Source organism: Paenarthrobacter sp. AR 02 (assembly GCF_021538675.1).
Taxonomy (GTDB): domain Bacteria; phylum Actinomycetota; class Actinomycetes; order Actinomycetales; family Micrococcaceae; genus Arthrobacter.
Genome location: NZ_JAJUKH010000002.1, coordinates 525419 through 540900, shown reverse-complemented (window position 1 = coordinate 540900; position 15482 = coordinate 525419). Strand labels below are relative to the sequence as shown.

13 protein-coding genes are annotated in these 15482 nt (G+C 63.8%); 10 read left to right on the top strand and 3 right to left on the bottom strand.

The window, feature by feature from the left end:
- The first annotated feature begins 62 nt into the window (after positions 1 to 62).
- Both LRQ04_RS08640 and LRQ04_RS08635 read left to right on the top strand, forming a co-directional pair.
- Positions 63 to 1691, top strand: a complete 1629-nt coding sequence (locus LRQ04_RS08640) for a glycoside hydrolase family 32 protein (protein WP_235519452.1) — start codon at positions 63 to 65, stop codon at positions 1689 to 1691.
- Positions 1692 to 1792: 101 nt separating this feature from the next.
- Positions 1793 to 3538, top strand: coding sequence for a phospho-sugar mutase (locus LRQ04_RS08635; protein WP_235519451.1), 1746 nt, complete (start codon positions 1793 to 1795; stop codon positions 3536 to 3538).
- A 5-nt stretch (positions 3539 to 3543) separates the two neighbouring features.
- On the opposite strand, the gene nirD is transcribed toward LRQ04_RS08635, so the two are convergent.
- Complete coding sequence (gene nirD / locus LRQ04_RS08630; protein ID WP_235519449.1) at positions 3544 to 3918, bottom strand: nitrite reductase small subunit NirD; 375 nt, start codon at positions 3916 to 3918, stop codon at positions 3544 to 3546.
- A gap of 282 nt (positions 3919 to 4200) precedes the next feature.
- Between nirD and nirB the strand changes: the two genes are divergently transcribed.
- The 3 genes from nirB to LRQ04_RS08615 are packed head-to-tail and all read left to right on the top strand — an operon-like array spanning position 4201 to position 9045.
- Positions 4201 to 6831 carry a nitrite reductase large subunit NirB gene (nirB, locus tag LRQ04_RS08625; RefSeq protein WP_235519447.1) on the top strand — a complete coding sequence of 877 codons (2631 nt, stop codon included), beginning with the start codon at positions 4201 to 4203 and terminating at the stop codon, positions 6829 to 6831.
- A gap of 9 nt (positions 6832 to 6840) precedes the next feature.
- A complete protein-coding gene (cobA, locus tag LRQ04_RS08620) occupies positions 6841 to 7875 on the top strand; it encodes a uroporphyrinogen-III C-methyltransferase (RefSeq protein ID WP_235519446.1) in 1035 nt (344 codons plus the stop codon).
- A gap of 12 nt (positions 7876 to 7887) precedes the next feature.
- Positions 7888 to 9045 carry a uroporphyrinogen-III synthase gene (locus LRQ04_RS08615; protein WP_235519442.1) on the top strand — a complete coding sequence of 386 codons (1158 nt, stop codon included), beginning with the start codon at positions 7888 to 7890 and terminating at the stop codon, positions 9043 to 9045.
- A 13-nt stretch (positions 9046 to 9058) separates the two neighbouring features.
- Here LRQ04_RS08615 and LRQ04_RS08610 read toward each other — a convergent pair whose 3' ends face one another.
- Positions 9059 to 10357 carry a Y-family DNA polymerase gene (locus tag LRQ04_RS08610; protein WP_235519441.1) on the bottom strand — a complete coding sequence of 433 codons (1299 nt, stop codon included), beginning with the start codon at positions 10355 to 10357 and terminating at the stop codon, positions 9059 to 9061.
- A 225-nt stretch (positions 10358 to 10582) separates the two neighbouring features.
- Between LRQ04_RS08610 and LRQ04_RS08605 the strand changes: the two genes are divergently transcribed.
- The 5 genes from LRQ04_RS08605 to LRQ04_RS08585 are packed head-to-tail and all read left to right on the top strand — an operon-like array spanning position 10583 to position 13932.
- On the top strand, positions 10583 to 10933 hold the full coding sequence (locus tag LRQ04_RS08605; RefSeq protein ID WP_235519438.1) for a metalloregulator ArsR/SmtB family transcription factor: 351 nt from the start codon (positions 10583 to 10585) through the stop codon (positions 10931 to 10933).
- Positions 10930 to 11640 carry an aquaporin gene (locus tag LRQ04_RS08600; protein WP_308194900.1) on the top strand — a complete coding sequence of 237 codons (711 nt, stop codon included), beginning with the start codon at positions 10930 to 10932 and terminating at the stop codon, positions 11638 to 11640. Before LRQ04_RS08605 ends, LRQ04_RS08600 begins: the two co-directional genes overlap by 4 nt.
- Complete coding sequence (locus tag LRQ04_RS08595) at positions 11637 to 12053, top strand: arsenate reductase ArsC (protein WP_235519434.1); 417 nt, start codon at positions 11637 to 11639, stop codon at positions 12051 to 12053. The genes LRQ04_RS08600 and LRQ04_RS08595 overlap by 4 nt, the downstream gene beginning before the upstream one ends.
- Complete coding sequence (locus tag LRQ04_RS08590; RefSeq protein WP_235519430.1) at positions 12050 to 13417, top strand: FAD-dependent oxidoreductase; 1368 nt, start codon at positions 12050 to 12052, stop codon at positions 13415 to 13417. The genes LRQ04_RS08595 and LRQ04_RS08590 overlap by 4 nt, the downstream gene beginning before the upstream one ends.
- Positions 13414 to 13932: a GNAT family N-acetyltransferase gene (locus tag LRQ04_RS08585; protein WP_235519429.1), complete on the top strand. Its 519-nt coding sequence runs from the start codon at positions 13414 to 13416 to the stop codon at positions 13930 to 13932. The genes LRQ04_RS08590 and LRQ04_RS08585 overlap by 4 nt, the downstream gene beginning before the upstream one ends.
- Here LRQ04_RS08585 and LRQ04_RS08580 read toward each other — a convergent pair.
- A complete protein-coding gene (locus tag LRQ04_RS08580; protein ID WP_235519428.1) occupies positions 13929 to 15395 on the bottom strand; it encodes a sugar porter family MFS transporter in 1467 nt (488 codons plus the stop codon). The two genes, LRQ04_RS08585 and LRQ04_RS08580, sit on opposite strands and share 4 nt — an antisense overlap.
- Between the last annotated feature and the right edge of the window lie 87 nt (positions 15396 to 15482).

Genomic DNA, 15482 nt, shown 5'->3' with positions numbered 1-15482 from the left:
CGGGGGTGCCGGCCCCACACGTGCCGGCACCCCCGCCACCCCAACCTTTCAGGATTCTCCCCATGACTCTCCCCAACCCCCACCTGTCCCGCCGCCACCTGCTGGCCGCAAGTGCCGCCGTCGTGGTTGGTTTTTCGGCCGCTGCCTGCACACCGGATGAAAGCCCGACGCCGGCCCCCACCGTCGCGGGTACCGCACCCACCGCTTCGGATCCATGGCGGCCGACCGCCCACCTGACAGCCGCGAAGAACTGGCTCAACGACCCCAATGGGCTGGTCTACCACGATGGGACGTACCACGCCTTCTACCAGCACAATCCGCGCGGAAACTCATGGGGGAACATGTCCTGGGGCCACTCCACCAGCACCGACCTGGTGCACTGGGAACAACAGCCGGTAGCCATGGAAGCCAGCCCGGAAGAAGAAGTCTTTTCCGGCTGTATCGTGGTGGACACCAAGAACGCGTCCGGCCTCGGGTCCGCTGAAAACCCGCCCATGGTGGCCCTTTATACGAGCGCTTATGGAAAGAACGGCGCACTCCCCCAAGGCGCGCAGGCCCAGTCGGTTGCATTCAGCCTGGACAAGGGCACCACGTGGGAAAAGTACCGTGGCAACCCGGTGCTGAACCTCGCTCCCACCAACAACAACTTCCGCGATCCCAAGATCACCTGGTACGAGCCGGGCCACTACTGGGTGATGACCACAGTGGTGGCCGACGCCCAAGTGGTGAAGATGTTCAAATCCACCGATCTTCTCCACTGGGATTTCCTCAGCGATTTCTCCGGAGCCGGAGCCCAGGGCGGCCTCTGGGAGGTTCCGGAACTCATCGAAATGGCCGTGGAAGACTCCACGGCGAAGAAATGGGTCATGCTGTTGAGCATCAACCCCGGGGGCATCGCGGGCGGGTCGGGCATGCAGTATTTTGTGGGCGAATTCGACGGAACACGGTTCACGGCGGAAAATGCCGCCGCCCCTGACGCCCCGCCCACCGATTCGCAGTGGCTGGATTACGGCGCCGACTACTACGCGGCGAACTCCATTTCCGGTGCACCCGGCGGCAAGCCCGTGCTGCTGGGCTGGATGGGCAACTGGGACTACGCCCAGCACGTTCCCACCACTCCGTGGCGCGGATCCATGGCGATCCCGCGCGAACTGACACTGGTGCGCGGCGAGCGCCGTTTGGAGCTGCGATCGGCCATTGCCACTGCTGCACGCGAGGCCCTTGAACGCGCTGGCAGTGCGGTGCAAGGCAAAAACCTCACCGTCGGCTCCGGGCTGCAGCACCTGGACGGCGATTTCACCGCCCGGGCGCAACTGCTCGAGGTGGAGATGGAGCTGACATCGGCCCACGAGGCAGGCATAAACCTCCGTGCCTCAGCCGACGGAAAATCAGCCTTGCGGATCGCTTACGCCAAGGACACCCGCACGGTGAAGGTAGACCGTTCGAACGCCGGAACCACCAACTTTTCCGAGAAGTTCAGCCCATACCACCAGGCCACCTTGCCTGCCTCCAATAACGAGGCCAAGGTCCGCCTCCAGATACTTCTGGATTCCTCGTCCGTGGAAGTCTTCGCCGGAGACGGCGCCATCGTCATCTCGGACACGTTCTTCCCTGACTGGGACGCCACGGGAACCTCGGTGTTCAGCACGGACGGGGACACGAAATTTACGGTGCATTCGCGTCAGTTTTAGCGCGCCGAGGGGCGGGATTTCACCCATTACGACCCTTCTTAAGGGCGGAATCCCACCCCTCGTTGCGCCCTGTTCCTCTATTTGAGGATAGTTTTGTCCCTATGACATCCAACGATGCCGCCTTTGAACAGCTGATCACCGACGCCCGCCTGTGGGCTTCCCAAGACCCGGACCCGGCAACGTCCGCCGAGCTCACCGAGCTCATGGAACTCGCCGGCAGCGGCGATGCCGCAGCAATCCAGGAACTGGGCGACAGCTTCAACGGCACCCTGCAATTCGGCACTGCCGGCCTTCGCGCAGCCCTCGGTCCCGGACCCAACCGGATGAACCGCGTGGTGGTGCGCCGGGCAGCAGCAGGTTTGGCAGCTTTCCTCACCGAAACGGTCGAGGCGGCTTCTCCCGGAACGCGGCCCCGCGCCGTCGTCGGCTTCGATGCACGCTACAACTCGGACATCTTTGCCCAGGAAACCGCCGCGATCTTCACCGCGGCAGGCATCGAAACGTTCCTCATGCCGGCGGCACTTCCGACGCCGTTGCTCGCCTACGCGGTCAGGAACCTCGATTGTGACGGCGGCGTGATGGTCACCGCCAGCCACAACCCGCCGCAGGACAACGGATACAAGGTCTACCTTGGCCGGCACGCCGTGTCCGAAAGCGGCCGCGGCTCCCAGATCGTGGCCCCCTACGACGCTGAAATCGCGGAAAAGATCCAGGCAGTGGGCGCATTGGAATCGATCGAACTTGCCGACGGCGGCTGGACGGTCCTGCCCACCTCCATCGCATCCGACTACGAGTCCGCCATGGCCAGCCTGGTGGACCGCGAGCACTTCCCCGCCCGGGACCTCAAAATTGTTTTGACCCCCATGCACGGCGTAGGCGGCGAAACGGCCGTTTCTGTCCTGAACGCAGCCGGATTCACCGATGTGACCCTCGTGGCCGAACAGGCACAGCCTGACCCGGACTTCCCCACGGTCGCCTTCCCCAACCCGGAAGAACCCGGCGCCTTGGACCTGGCTCTCGCGGCAGCCGCGGAATCAGGGGCGGACATCGTTTTGGCCAACGATCCCGACGCCGATCGGGCCGCGGTTGCTGCCCTGGACCCAGATACGGGGGCATGGCGGATGCTGCGCGGCGACGAGGTAGGTGCCCTTCTGGGCGCTCATGTCGTGGCGCGTTTGACCGCCAGCGCCAGCGACGAGCCGCACAGCGGAGTCTTCGCCAACTCGATCGTTTCCTCGCGGCTGCTCTCACGTATTGCTGCTGCGGCGGGGTACGCGCACGAAGAAACACTCACGGGCTTCAAATGGATTTCACGCGTTCCAGGACTCATCTACGGGTACGAAGAGGCGCTGGGCTACTGTGTGGCCCCTGGGCTGGTGCGCGACAAGGACGGCATCTCGGCGGCAGTGCTGATCGCTGAATTTGCGGCAGCTGCCAAGGCTGAGGGCCGGACGATCTTCGACACATTGGATGATCTTTACCTGGTGCACGGCCTCCACGCGAGTGACCAGCTGAGCATTCGGGTGGCGGACTTGGGCCTGCTGGACGCCATGATGAACCGCTTGCGGGTCAACCCGCCCGAAGCTTTTGGGGGCTCCGCCGTCGAGGTCTTCACTGACCTGGCGGAAGGAAGCGATGCACTGCCTCCCACGGACGGGCTGCTGTACCTGACCCGCGACCTCACCCGCGTGATCATCCGGCCCAGTGGTACGGAACCGAAGCTGAAGTGCTACTTGGAAGTCATCCAGGCGGTGGAATCCGCAGCGGAACTTCCCGCTGCGCGCCAAGCAGCGCGGACATCCTTGGACGAGGTCCTCGGGGACGTCCGCGAAGCGCTGGGCTTGTAAAACTCCTAGAGCTCAACCTCGATGAAGCCGTCCACCAAACGGGTGCGGAAAGCGTCGAGGCGGAGGTCGGAGTTGGTGAAGCACTCACCGGTTTCGAGGTCGTAGACCTCTTTGTGCAGGGGCGAGGCGATGGTCGGGCGGCTTCCCTTGGACCCGATGATGCCACGCGCCATAACGTTCGCGAGGGTCGCCGGGTCCTGCTGGGCAACAGCGAAGACCTCGGTGGGCGCGGTACGGAACAGCGCAATCTGGCGACCGCCGATCAACGCAGCCTCGCCCCAGGCCAGTTCGAGCTCGTCCACCGGGCAAACACGCTGCCACGTAGCTGCGGCGCGCAGGTCACGCTCAAGAATGTCGGTAACGTCCAGAATTACGGTCATGTCAGCCCCTCTCACTGTGTCCGGGTGCTGGCAGTCTCCGCCGTCACTCCCCCGGACAGGGCCGCGCTTGCGGCCACTCCTCCACGCTAAAACCCGGGTGTTTCATCAGGGGGCGCGGATTGTGTCCACTTCGTAAAAGAGACCTCACCCCTACGGAAATGTCCTCGTGATGCAGAAGTTAAGATCACGAAACAAACGGGAAACTGAAGCGAAACTGCCCGTCCCTAGGCTGGAACCACAAGTTGCGACAGATCCGTTGGCAACATCTGCGAAAGGCCCACAGTGACCGGACACACTTCAAGTACAGAGAACCCGCGCCGCATCGTCGTCGTCGGCGGCGGCCCCGCCGCGCACCGCTTTGTTGATGCCATGTTCAACCGCGGACTTGAAGGTTGGCAGGTTACGGTGCTGACCGAAGAGGCCCACCTCCCCTACGACCGCGTGGCATTGAGTAAGGCGCTCACCGAAACCGGCGTGGACCTCACCCTGGGTGACGCTTCCATGTGGGAGCACCCGGCAATCACCCTCAAGACCGGCGAGCGCGCCGTCAAGATCGACTCCGCGGCCAAGAGCGTCCTCACTGCTGCCGGCAACAAGTACGAATACGACCACCTGGTGGTCGCCTCGGGTTCGGATGCCGCCCGTCTTCCCATCCCCGGCGCCGAGCACACCCACGTTTACCGGACGCTCGAAGACGTATGGGCCATCAACCAGGCCATAGCGGGGCTGACGGAGAAGCTGGGACGCAAAGTCAACGCCGTCACCATCGGTGGTGGCCTGCTGGGGCTTGAATCCGCAGCCGGCACCGAACAACTGGGAGCTACCCCGGTTGTCATCAACGGCTCGCCCTGGCTCATGAACACCCAGTTGGACGAAGGCGCAGGACAGGCCCTTGGCCGGCTCATCGAAGCCAAGGGCTTCACGGTCCACGGTGGCGTCTTCCCCTCCGAGGTGGTTACGGACGACGACGGTAATGTCACCGGAGTCCTCATGGCCGACGGCCGCACCATCGCAGCCGACATCGTGATCGTAGCCATCGGCGTCAGGCCCCGCGATGATCTCTTCCGCGCTGCGGAGGGCGAAGAGCAACTCTTCAGCCTGGGCCAGCGTGGCGGTGTGGTGATCAACGATTTCTGCGCCACTGAGGTGGACGGCATCTGGGCCATCGGTGAAGTAGCCAACTTTGGTGGCATGTGCCTGGGCCTCGTTGCTCCGGCCAACACCATGGCCGAGATTGTTGCCGACCGTCTGCACGGCGGAGAGGCCACATTCCCCGGTTTCGATACGGCCACCAAGCTCAAGCTCTCCGGTGTGGACGTGGCCAGCTTCGGTGACGCCTTCGCCAAGACTGAGCACTCCCTCGAGATCGTTTACGCTGACCCCGCCCGCGGTGTTTACCAAAAGATCGTCACCACCGACGATGCCAAGACACTCCTGGGCGGCATCTTCGTGGGCGATGCCTCCCCGTACATGAGCCTGCGCCCCCTCCTGGGCCGGGAACTCCCTGCAGAACCCGGCGCCTACCTGAGCGCGGCCGGCGGTGGAGAAGCCCCGGAAACCGAACTCCCGGACGATGCCATCCTCTGCTCCTGCAACAACGTGGCCGCCGGTGCCATCCGTGATGCCATCAATGGGTGCGGCGCCTGCGAAGGCAACGCTCCCGTACAAGAACTCGGCGAGCTGAAGGGCTGCACCCGTGCCGGAACCCAGTGTGGGTCCTGCGTTCCCATGCTGAAGAAGCTTCTGGAAGGCGAACTGACCAAGTCCGGCATCGAGGTCTCCAAGGCCCTCTGCGAGCACATCAGCCTTTCCCGCCAGGAGCTCTTCGATGCCATCCGTGTCCTGGAGCTCACGTCCTTCGAAGACATCATGGCCAAGTACGGCACGGGCGCCGGTTGCGACATCTGCAAGCCGACCATTGCCTCCATCCTGGCCAGCCAGCACTCCGCCTACGTCCTGGACGCCGGGCGTGGTTCCCTGCAGGACACCAACGACCGTGCCCTGGCGAACATGCAGAAGGACGGCACCTACTCCGTGGTTCCCCGCATCGCCGGCGGTGAGATCACGCCCAAAGGACTGGGCGTCATCGCTGCCGTCGCCGAGAAGTACAACCTGTACACCAAGATCACTGGCGGCCAGCGCATCGATATGTTCGGAGCGCGCCTTGAGCAACTGCCGGACATCTGGAAGGAACTGGTTGATGCCGGCTTCGAATCGGGCCAGGCTTACGGCAAGAGCCTCCGTACCGTGAAGTCCTGTGTCGGCTCCACGTGGTGCCGCTTCGGTGTCCAGGATTCCGTGGCCATGGCGATCGCTTTGGAGCTGCGCTACCGCGGTCTTCGCAGCCCGCACAAGTTGAAAATGGGCGTTTCCGGTTGTGCCCGCGAGTGTGCAGAAGCGCGTGGCAAGGACGTCGGCGTGATCGCGACCGCCGACGGCTGGAACCTTTACGTGGGCGGGAACGGAGGCGCCACGCCGGCTCACGCCAAGCTCCTCGCCAAGGACCTGGATGATGAAACGCTGCTGAAGTACATCGACCGCTACCTGATGTACTACATCCGCACCGCCGATCGCCTGCAGCGCACTGCCCGGTGGCAGGAGGAGCTCGACGGCGACATCAAGCACGTCGAGGACGTTGTGGTACACGATTCCCTGGGCATCGCCGACGAGCTCGAAGCGGCCATGGCCAAACACATCGACACCTACGAGGACGAGTGGGCCGAGACCTTGAAGGATCCCGAGCGCCTCCGCAGGTTCCGTTCCTTCGTCAACGCCCCCGACCAGAAGGACGAGTCCATCTCCTTCGTTCCGGAGCGTGGCCAGATCCGTCCGGCCACGAACGAAGAAAAGGGCGGCGTGCTCATCGCTTCCACCATCCCGGTCCGCAGCGAAACCGTCAACGCAGAAAACTAGGGGTCCCCCATGCAGCTCACCATTGATCTCACCGGACGCGACGTCCTGGTTGCCGGCTCCGAAAAGTCTGCCCGCCAAGCAGTTCGCCGGTACCGGAACGCCGGAGCCCACGTGTCCCGGCTGAGCACACCCGAGGGTATCCCAGGTGACGGCCAACTCCCGGACCGTCCGTTCCTGGTGGCAGTGGTGGACGACGGCGAGGCCGGCTGGCTTCCGTTGGTGGAACGCTGCCGCGATGCCGGAATTCCAGTAGCGTTCGAGCCGGCCGCGGGCGCCGAAGGCAACGTCACGTTGGTGGGCGGTGGTCCGGGTGCCCTGGACCTGCTCACTGTCGGTGCCGTGGAGGCCCTGCGCGACGCCGACGTGGTGTTCTATGACCGGCTGGCGCCCTACCAGGAGTTGGCTGGCCTGACCTCCGCCGAGCTGGTGGACGTTGGGAAGCAGCCCGGCCTGCATAAGGTCACCCAGCGCGACATCGAGAAGCTCATGGTTGACGCTGCCCTGCTGGGCCAAAACGTGGTCAGGCTCAAGGGTGGGGATCCCTACGTGTTCGGACGCGGCGGCGAAGAAGTGGCGGCGTGCGTTGCGGCGGGCGTGCCGGTGCGTGTCATCTCCGGTGTCACCAGTGCCATCTCCGTTCCGGCCGCAGCGGGGATTCCTGTGACGCACCGCGAAGTGAGCCACATGTTTACGGTTGTCTCCGGCCACGCTCCCCTGACCGAGAAAGAGCACACCCATCTTGCCGGCCTGGGCGGAACGATCGTGGTCCTCATGGGCATAGGCACCCTGCCCCAACTTGCCGCGGGACTTCGCCGGGCGGGGATGAGTCCGGAGATGCCGATGGCCGTGGTGGAACGCGGGTACCGTCCGGGGCAGCGCACCACCATCGCCGAACTCGGTACGATCGAAACAGCAGCCACCGGTTGCAGCAACCCTGCCGTGCTGGTCATCGGCGAGGTGGTCAGGGTGGCTGAAGCCAACCGGAACCACGCCGAAGCATCCGCCGAACTGAGCCGACTCGCGGCTTCGCTCCTTGAAGCCTGAAGGTAAAAACACATGACTGTTGCACGTGCCATCGAAGTCCAGGAAGCCACCGCAGCTCCGGAAGTATCCGAAGCCGCAGATGCCCCGCTGGACGGATTCCGCATTGGTGTTACCTCGCACCGCCGTTCCCGTGACCTCATCGAGGCACTGGAGCGTCGCGGGGCGAGTGTTCTGCACGCCCCCGCTTTGAAGATCGCCCCCGTGCAGGAAGACATGGTCCTCATCGAGGACACCCGGACCATCATCGCTGCGCGGCCGGATATCTGTATCGCCACCACCGCTTACGGTATGCGCCGTTGGTGCGAGGCCGCTGATTCCTTCGGCATCGGCGAGCAGCTCCTGGAAACGTTGTCTGCCTGCCGCATGTTTGTCCGGGGGCCCAAAGCCCGCGGTGCCGTCCGCGCGGCTGGACTGGCCGACGTCGGCATCAGCAGCGACGAAACCACCGCAACCCTGGTGGACATGCTGTTGGCCGAAGGCGTGCGGGGAAAGACCGTGGCCGTGCAGTTGCACGGATACACCGATGTCCGCCAGTTGGAACGACTCCGCATGTCCGGCGCCACCGTGCTGACCGTGACACCGTACCGCTGGGTCAAACCCGATGGCGAAGACAAACTGCCGCGCCTGATCGAAGCCGTGGTTGGCGGGAACCTGGACGTCCTCACGTTCACCAGCGCCCCTGCAGTGGATGCTATGTGGAGCACTGCGCATGAGATGGGTCTGTACCGGTCCCTCATCGAAGCCCTCAAGGGACCAGTGACGGTCGCAGCTGTTGGGCCCGTCACTGCGCAGCCACTGGTGGACGCCGGGCTCACCCCCCTCATCCCTGACAGGTACCGTATGGGTGCGCTGATCCGCCTTGTGACAGAGCACCTGTCCTTGAACCACGTCCGGCGGTTGGAGACCAAGAGCGCCACGATCGAGTTGCGGGGCCGCTGCTTGCGGGTCAACGGTGAGGTGGTGGATTTGGCTCCTGCACCCCTTCTGCTGCTGCGGGCGCTGCTCGGCGCTGGCGGGGCTGTCCTGTCCAGGGAAGCGCTCTCGGACCTGTTGGACCTGCGGGGATCCGTCCACGCCTTGGACATGACGGTCAGCAGGCTGCGCTCCTCGCTTCCGGACGGCAAGCTGGTGGAGACCGTCGTCAAACGTGGCTACCGGTTGCGGGCATAGTCTTTCCGACACGCTACGCCGCCTTCACCAGGGGTAGTTCGTCCCAATGGGTGGTGTAGCGGGGGCTGAGCATGTCCCGCTTCATGGACCAGTCCGGCCCGCCCTTGATTCCCGCATTGCCCAAGCCGATGGAACCGCGTCCGTACTTTTTGCTGACCTCTTCCAGGAGGCTGCCGATACCCCGTTCCTCGTGCGGGTTCTCGAAGATGGCCAGGGGTTTCTGGTTTCCACTGGGCCGCAGGTCCGTGACCATGATCCCGGCTTTGGCGTACCGCACGCCTTCCTGGATCCTGGGAACCAAGGCGTGCGCGGCCCGGGTGAGCAGGACCGGATCCGAGGTAGGCATCGGGAGCTTGACGCTCACAGTGGGAAAAGACCTGTCGTTCGGGTTGTAGACGGAGGTCTGCGCGAAGGCGGTTAGGAGTTTGGCCTGCAGATCATGCTTGGCCAACCTGGCACTGGCCATTTGCCCGTAAACGCTGAGCACCTGCCGCATCCCGGCCGCTGTGGTGATGGGAGTGGAAAAGGAACGGGAGAAGATCAGCTGGTCCCTGCCGATTCTTTCTTCTTCCATGGGAATGCAGGGCGTGCCCTGGAGTTCCAGGACCGTTCGCATCATGACGATCGAAAACTTGTCCCGCAGGGCAATAGGGTCGGCCCGGACCAGGTCCAGGATCGAGAAGATTCCCATGGCGTTCAAACGTTTGGTGAGCCGCGTGGCGACGCCCCAGATCTCGATCACTGAAAGCCTGGCCATCAGCGTTTCCCGTTGCTCTTCGGGAATCGAGTCCCAGCGGCACACCCCCTGGAACGCGGGGTTGTGCTTGGCCCACTTGTTGGCCAGCTTGGCCAGGGTCTTGGTCCGGGCGATTCCTACGCACACCGGAACCCCCACATGCTTTTGGCAGGCCACTTTGATGGTGCGCCCCAGCTCCAGGAGTTCCCCGGGCTGCCCTTTGACGCCAAGGAACGCCTCATCGATGGAATAGACCTCCTGCCACGCCGAGAAGCGGGCAAGGAGTTCCATGACCCTCGAGCTGATGTCGCCGTAGAGCTCATAGTTGCTTGAGAGGGCAACCAGGCCCCATTCCTTGGCCCGCGGAGCGAGCTTGAACCACGGATCTCCCAAGCCGATGCCGAGCTTCTTGGCTTCCGGAGACCGAGTCACGGCGCAGCCATCGTTATTCGACAAGACTATGAGCGGCCGGCCCTCCAACGATGGGTTGAAGGCCCTCTCCGCCGACGCATAGAAGCAGTTGATATCCACATGGGCGATCTCCTGCATCCGATGCATGATTGCTGGCTTGGACATCGATCTCCTCCTGATCCGCGCTATCACGCACGTCCACGCAACCCGCGCAGGACACGCCTAGTATTCGAACATACTTTCGAATACTTAAACTGTAGCGTCGACCACAGACAAGAAAGCCCCTCTGAGCAATCGAACGGCGGGGGATTCTGGCGTTCCCGCGCGCTGAGCGGGGCATGGACAGTCCTTGCTTTAAACATTGATGAGTGTAAATATTTACATGTGTCTATGTCTTTGGAATTGACCCCGGTTCAAACCGTCGCCTGCTGCTCGCCGTTGGCGCGCGAACCACTGTCGGAGAAAGAAGCAGACGGTGTTGCGCCTTTGTTGAAGGCATTGGCCGATCCGGTGAGGTTACGCCTGATGTCATTGGTGGCCTCCCATGAGGGCGGCGAAGCGTGCGTCTGCGACCTGAACGATGCCTTCGAGTTGTCGCAGCCGACCATCAGCCACCATCTCAAAGTGCTGCACGAAGTAGGTTTACTGGACCGGGAAAAGCGCGGCGTCTGGGTCTACTACAAGGCCCGCACCGAAGCGCTGCAGAACCTGGCGGCCCTGATCGGTGGACAGGCTCAGTGAACCCCTTGCTTGTCCGCCGCACCGGAGCGGAGTTCATTGGGACCGCGTTCCTCGTCATGGCCGTAGTCGGGTCCGGCGTGATGGCCTCCCGGCTGTCACCGAACGACGTCGGACTGCAGCTGCTGCAGAACAGCCTCGTCACCGGCGCGGCCCTGGTTGCGTTGATCCTGGCCCTGCAGCCGGTATCAGCCTCGTTCAACCCCATCGTCACCCTGGTTGAACGGTTCATCGGCGTGATCGATACCCGGACTGCCGCCCTTTTGGTTGCGGCGCAGATCGTGGGTGGTTTGGTCGGGACGGTCGCAGCGAACCTGATGTTCGGCCTGGCGCCAGCCACATTCTCCACCCATGAACGGAGCGGGCCTGGTCTCTGGCTGGCAGAGGTCATCGCCACAGCCGGGCTACTGGTCATCGTGTTCGGGACCATCCGTTCCAGACGCCCCGACCGGGTGGCTTTCGCCGTCGGGAGTTACATCACCGCCGCGTATTGGTTCACGTCTTCCACAAGCTTCGCCAACCCGTCGGTCACGATCGCCCGAACGCTCACCGACACCTTCTCGGGGATCGCGCCCGCTTCCGCACCCGGTTTCGTCGCCGCCCAACTGGTCGGAGGCGCCCTCGGACTGGTCCTTGTCCGCTTCCTCTACCCCCAAACCACTGATGTTTCCCCGGCTGATGCCGCGGCTGATCGAAAGGTGCTCTCATGAGCGTCAAACCGTCCGTCTTGTTCGTCTGCGTCCACAACGCAGGACGCTCCCAGATGGCTGCTGCCTTCCTGACCACCCTTGGCCAGGGCGCGATCGAGGTCCGCTCCGCTGGTTCAAAACCCGCCGATCAGGTCAACCCCGCAGCGGTTGAGGCCATGGCCGAGATCGGGATCGACATGTCCGCCGAAATCCCCAAGATCCTCACCACCGAGGCCGTCAAGAACTCCGACGTAGTCATCACCATGGGCTGCGGGGACGAATGCCCGTACTTCCCGGGCAAACGCTACGAAGACTGGGTCCTGGAAGACCCCGCCGGCAAAGGCGTCGAGTCCGTCCGGCCCATCCGTGATGAGATCAAAACCCGGGTCGAGGCACTCATTGCCTCCCTCACCCCGGCGGGAGCACAGCAATGACAGAGCACGACTCCCTGCCCGTCGCGGTGATCGGCGCCGGGCCGGTCGGTCTGGCCGCGGCGGCGCACCTCCTCGAACGCGGGCTGGAACCCCTCGTCATCGAAGCCGGCCCCACCGTCGGTTCCGCCATCAAGGAATGGGGCCACATCCGAGTCTTCTCCACCTGGAAATACAACCTCGATCCCGCAGCCGTCCGCCTCCTGGAACGCACCGGATGGGAAGCACCCCGCCCGACCGCTCTGCCCTACGGCCACGAAATCGTCACCCAATATCTTGAACCTTTGGCCGCAACCCATGAACTGGAGCAGAGGATCCATACCCGATCCAAGGTCATCGCCGTTACACGGCAAGGGATGGACAAGGGCCACAGCCACGGCCGCGACCAGACGTCTTTCGTCCTGTATGTTCAGCACGACGACGGCCATACGGCCGAGGTTGTGGCGCGGGCCGTCATCGACGCCTCCGGAACCTGGAACACCCCCGCACCGCTTGGCTCCAGCGGGCTCTCCGTTCCCGGGGAAAATGAAGCGCGCGCCACCGGGACCATCACCGGGCCCCTGCCTGATGTCACGAAAGGCCGTTTCGCTGGCCATCGGACCCTCGTCATCGGGTCCGGCCACTCGGCCGCGAACATGGTCCTGGACCTCGCTCGCCTCGCACGCACCAACCCCGGCACCGAAGTCGCGTGGGCCATCCGTGCCTCCACCCCTGCCAAGGCTTACGGCGGCGGCAACGCTGACGAGCTCCCCGCCCGCGGCCAGCTTGGCACCCGCCTGCGCACCGCCGTCGAGACCGGGGGCGTGCAGCTCCTGACAAGCTTCAACACCCGCCGCATTGAAACTACCGATTCCGGCGCGGTGGTGGTGCACGCAGCGGACGGCCGGTTCATCGAGGTGGACCATGTCATTCCGGCGACCGGGTTCCGTCCGGACCTGGGCATCCTTTCCGAACTTCGGCTGGACCTGGACCCGGCGGTCGACGCCCCCAAAGCCTTAGGACCGTTGATCGATCCGGACTTCCACAGCTGCGGAACCGTCCCGCCCCACGGCGCAAGGCTTCTCGCCCACCCCGAGAAAGACTTCTACCTTGCAGGAATGAAGTCCTACGGCCGGGCACCGACCTTCCTCATGGCCACCGGCTACGAGCAAGTGCGCTCCATTGCAGCCGCCCTCGCCGGCGACACCGCAGCAGCGGACGCGCTGGAGCTTGAACTGCCCGAAACCGGTGTCTGCTCCACCAGCCTTCCCGCAGAGGGGCAAGACGCGGCGGATTCGTGCTGCGGATCCCCAGAACCTGTCCCGGTCACGATTGGCTTCGCTACCGGCCTGGTCCACGGACGCAGCGCGGAACCGGCCACACCATGACCGACGGAACCCGCTTGCCGATACGCCCGATGGAACATGGCGACTGGCCGGCGGTTGAGGCGATCTGGGCCGCCGGCATCGCTACAGGCCACGCTACCTTCGAATCCGCACCGCCGAGCTGGGAAGACTTCGACGCTACCCGCCACCCCCAGCTCCGCCTCGTTGCCGAAGACCACGGCAACATCGTGGGCTGGGTCGCCGCGGCAGCGGTTTCCTCAAGGACGGTCTACCGCGGCGTCGTCGAACACTCCATCTACATCGCCCAGGAGGCCCGCGGCCGCGGACTCGGCAACCAGCTCCTCGACGCCTTCATCCGCAGGACCGAAGAGGAAGGGATATGGACCATCCAATCCACCATCTTCCCCGAGAACACCGCCTCCATAGCCCTGCACCAACGACACGGTTTCACCGTCGTGGGCACCCGACAAAAGATCGGACTCATGGCCTACGGACCGGCCGCCGGATCCTGGAGGGACACCATCCTGCTCGAACGCCGCACCCAACGGGGAAGCTAGGAGGCTCCCGCAGTGTCCTTCCGGTGTACAAGGTAGATGGCGCCCGTGGAGACGTCTTCCTCCAGCGCTTCCAGGGTGCGGCCACGGGTTTCGGGCACCTGCGTGTAGATGAAGACCAGCGCGAGGATACCCACCACCCCAAAGAGGAAGAAGGTGCCGGTAATGCCCACGCCCGCAACCAACGTGGGGAAGAAAAGGCCCAGGAGTGCGTTGGCGATCCACAGGCAGAACACTGACAGCCCAATGGCGAATCCGCGGACGTGGAGCGGGAAGATCTCGGACAGCATGACCCAGACAGCAATGTTCAGGAACGTCTGCATGGAGCCAACGAAAGCGACCACCAGGAAGAGGATCACGAAGGGCCGCGCAGGGTTTCCGACCGGTAATGCGATGGACGCAATACCGATGAGGAAGTGGCACACGGTGGTCAGCGTGAAACCGAGCAGCAAGGTGGTACGTCGGTTGATCCGCTGCATGAGCGTCAGTGCGATGATGCCACCAACTACCGCGATAACGCCCGGTGCAATGTTGGCAACGAGCGCCGCGTTGGAATCGAACCCGGCCTCCACCAGCACCGACTGGCCGTAGTACATGATCGAATTGATGCCGGTCAGCTGCTGGGCCACACCCAGCCCGATGCCCACCAGGATGATGCGCAGGATCCACTTGTCCTTCAGTGCAGCCCAGGACGTGGCCCGGGAGGCTCGTTCCTCGTCGGCGAGGTGCTTCACATCAGCCATTTCAGCCTCTGCCCGCTCTACGGACCGAATCGTCTTCAGGACAGCAAGGGCTTCCTCCCACCGCCCTTTGGAGATCAGCCAACGTGGCGACTCGGGCATCCTGAGCATGCCGAAGAACAAGGCAATCGCGGGCAGCGCGGCAACGGCGAGCATGACCCGCCACACTCCGCCGAATTCACCCCAGATGTTGCCGATGATGGCGTTGACCACGAAGGCGGCGAGTTGGCCGATGACGATCATCAGTTCATTGCGCCCCGCAAGGGAGCCGCGGATTTCGTAGGGTGCCAGCTCGGCCAGGAACACAGGGACCACCGTGGATGCACCGCCGACGGCAAGGCCGAGAATGACCCGCCCCAGGACCATGACCTCGAAACTTGGGGCAAAGACGCAGGCGATCGTTCCGCTAAGGAACAGCACGGCCAGCAAAATGATGGTCTTCCGGCGCCCCCAGGAATCGGAGAGCCGGCCACCGCCAACTGCTCCAGCCGCGGCCCCGAACAGCAGCGAGCTGGTGACGACGCCTTCGGTCAACGGTGTGAGGCCGAGGTCGACCGTCATTGGTCGCAGGGCGCCGTTGATGACGCCGGTGTCATAGCCGAACAGCAGGCCACCAAACGTGGCAACCAGTGCGACCAGGCCAAGGCGTTTTCGATGTGGCCCATTGGTCAGCGGGGGAAGCGCGACGCCGCGGGCCCCTCCCCGCTGCATTTGCGTAGCAGACATCAGGACTCCTTTGTCAGTGTGGTGCGGGTCATAGCCACCCGCTCTGGATACAGACTAACGCGCGAAAGGGTTAAATGTAAGGTCAAA

Coding starts and splice junctions, on each gene's coding strand:
- LRQ04_RS08635 (WP_235519451.1), top strand. CDS start 1,793: ATGACATCCAACGATGCCGCCTTTGAACAGCTGATCACCGACGCCCGC.
- LRQ04_RS08595 (WP_235519434.1), top strand. CDS start 11,637: ATGAGCGTCAAACCGTCCGTCTTGTTCGTCTGCGTCCACAACGCAGGA.
- LRQ04_RS08585 (WP_235519429.1), top strand. CDS start 13,414: ATGACCGACGGAACCCGCTTGCCGATACGCCCGATGGAACATGGCGAC.
- LRQ04_RS08590 (WP_235519430.1), top strand. CDS start 12,050: ATGACAGAGCACGACTCCCTGCCCGTCGCGGTGATCGGCGCCGGGCCG.
- LRQ04_RS08605 (WP_235519438.1), top strand. CDS start 10,583: ATGTCTTTGGAATTGACCCCGGTTCAAACCGTCGCCTGCTGCTCGCCG.
- LRQ04_RS08615 (WP_235519442.1), top strand. CDS start 7,888: ATGACTGTTGCACGTGCCATCGAAGTCCAGGAAGCCACCGCAGCTCCG.
- LRQ04_RS08640 (WP_235519452.1), top strand. CDS start 63: ATGACTCTCCCCAACCCCCACCTGTCCCGCCGCCACCTGCTGGCCGCA.
- LRQ04_RS08580 (WP_235519428.1), bottom strand. CDS start 15,395: ATGTCTGCTACGCAAATGCAGCGGGGAGGGGCCCGCGGCGTCGCGCTT.
- nirD (WP_235519449.1), bottom strand. CDS start 3,918: ATGACCGTAATTCTGGACGTTACCGACATTCTTGAGCGTGACCTGCGC.
- cobA (WP_235519446.1), top strand. CDS start 6,841: ATGCAGCTCACCATTGATCTCACCGGACGCGACGTCCTGGTTGCCGGC.
- LRQ04_RS08610 (WP_235519441.1), bottom strand. CDS start 10,357: ATGTCCAAGCCAGCAATCATGCATCGGATGCAGGAGATCGCCCATGTG.